We start from the raw sequence: 2299 nt of genomic DNA on the forward strand, positions 1-2299 counted from the left end.
TCGAGGGCGGCGCGGGCCTGGTTGCGTGGCGTGGGCTCGACCCCGTCGACGGCGCGGTCGAAGCTGACGGCAGCCACGTCGGCCACGGTGCGGGTGAACGTGGTGCGGTCGAGGGCCTTCTCGAGCAGCGTGATCCAGGCCTTCGTCGATGCGTCTGTGGCGTTGGCCGCGATGAACTGGGCGCCTCGCAATACGGCGCCGGTCTTGTCGTCACGGTAGGCCAGGTGACTGGTCTCGCCCGCGTGGGCCGCCTTCACCAGGGCCGCGGTGGTCTTCACCATTCCGCGGTCTGAGGCGTCGCCCTCCCTCACTGCGTCGAGGGCCGTGCGCGCCATCTGCTCGTCGGAGCGCGCGAACGTGTTTCCCTGCATCGCGGCCGCGGCAAGCCCGAGCAGGCGCTTCGATGCGTCGCGGGTGGTTCGGCTGGCGAGCCACGGCAGCAGCGCGCCGGCCACCTTCGATTTGTCGGCCTGGAACTGTCCGGAAGCGGTGTCTGCGTTCTTGGCCGCCTCGATGAGACGGCGGGCCAGCCGTGCCAGGTTCGCGTCGTCGGCTTCGCCGCGGGTGGCCACCTCTGCGAAGCCCGCGACCGCAAGCGTCGTGTTCGATTCGGTGAAGCGGCTGGCGCTCAGCGCTATCGCGAGCATCTCGGCCCGCGTTCGCGTCTGGGGCGTCTCGCCGTGATCGCGAAGAAATGCGGCACCCTGGCGGGCCATGACCGACTTGTCGTCAACGTAGGTGCCATCGGTGCTGACGGCCGCCGTAGCCTTCTTCAGCAGCTTCGTGAACAGCGCCGCGGTGTCGCTGTCGTCGAGGGTGCCGCCGCGCAGGGCGTTGCACGCCAGCGGGTAGAGCGCGTCCTTGGTCTCGCGGAAGCGGCACGAATCGAGGCCATCGACCACCGCCGACGCCACGGCCCTTCGCCGGGCGTCGCCATCGCCCTGGGCCATCTGTCGCAAGGCCCCGCGGGGATCGTCGATCTTCGGTGGGCTGAAGGGCCAGACCGCAAACGACCCATACGTGAGGGTCTCGAGCCCCAGCAGCCCGGACATGGCCGTACCCATCGTGCGGGTGGCGGCCGCGCCCAGCGCGGAGATCCGTTGTGACAGGGGGGGAGGGGAGGCAGCATCGCCGCCTGCGACCTCAGGGGGCAGGCTCTCGTCAATGCCCGTCGCGTCAACGGGGGCGGGCGTATCTGTCGCGGAGGAGCTGATCGCTTTCGCGGCGCCCTGGGCCACGCTCGTCGGTGTGGTCGGAGCAGGGGGCGAGGACGCGTCGAGTCGGCGGATCATGGCTGGCTGCCTCCCAGGCGTGGGATCAGAGGAAGCCCAGTTCGTCGTACCCCTGCTGAAGCACCTGCAGCTGTGTGGTGAGACGGCCGATGGCGAGGGTCTCCCCCTCGAGGCGGAAGTGGCTGCGGCGGGCTCCGCCCTCGCCCACGTCGTGCTCTCCCACAACGTCTTTCTGACGAATGCCCTGGGGGGTGCCCAGATCTTCGCGCCCCTTGCCGTCACCGACGTCTTGCGCGATCTTGAGCCCGCGGCGCATGGCTTCGACGGAATCGCGCAGGGTGTTGATGGCCGACTTGAGCTGGGTGCGGGTCGACTCCATCTCGGCCCGGCCTACGAGGCGCTCGGCATCCGGGCGCTCGACGTTGGCAGAGAGCGGCCCGCTCACCACCTCGCTGTCGGCATTGCGCGGGACTGACGAGGCCCCCGTTCCGAACAGCGGACGGGCGCCGCCGGCCGTGTCGATGGCCGCGTTCTGGGCGCGCATGTCGCGCACGGCCTGTATCTGGCGGCCCACCAGATCGCCGTAGGACTCGCACTGGGTGATGAGCCCGCGCATCGAGCCCTGGAAGTACCCAGGCCGTCGGGCCGCCGCGTGGGAGGCCTTGTTGAAGTCATTGAGGCACTTCGAGGTGGTCTTGAACCTTCCAGCCATCTGCCGGTTGAGGAAGGCGAGCACCTGGGTCTGCTTGAGCTTGCGCTTTGAGATGTCGCTGAGCTCGTGCCGGCGCACCTGTCGCCAGCGATGCAGCGACGCCGCCTGCTCGCCGCCGATCTTGTCGCCCAGGACGTGTCTGAGCTCGCGCTTCACGGTCGAGTCGGCGTTCTGGGTCGACCCGAGCACCTCGTAGTAGCGATCGGAGGCCGATGCCGCGTGCAGGTAGCGCGTGCTCGGGGAGCCGCCCTCGTCGAGGGGGGTGTGGAGATGCGTCGCGTTCACCGCGTGGAGCGACCCTTGCTCGGCGGGCGCGCTGAGCCGATCTGTCGCCCGGCTCAGACCCGATGCGCTG

Annotated in this window: 2 protein-coding genes; both read right to left on the reverse strand. The window is 69.7% G+C overall.

The annotated features are described in order from the left end of the window. Positions 1-1292 (reverse strand): hypothetical protein (locus EB084_23970; GenBank protein NDD31320.1); only part of this gene is annotated, 1292 nt, incomplete at its 3' end. Positions 1293-1317: 25 nt separating this feature from the next. Then, the gene (locus EB084_23975) at positions 1318-2229 is read right to left on the reverse strand and encodes a hypothetical protein (protein ID NDD31321.1); all 912 of its coding nucleotides are present in this window, start codon (positions 2227-2229) and stop codon (positions 1318-1320) included. Between the last annotated feature and the right edge of the window lie 70 nt (positions 2230-2299).

The organism is Pseudomonadota bacterium, from assembly GCA_010028905.1.
Lineage (GTDB): Bacteria > Vulcanimicrobiota > Xenobia > RGZZ01 > RGZZ01 > RGZZ01.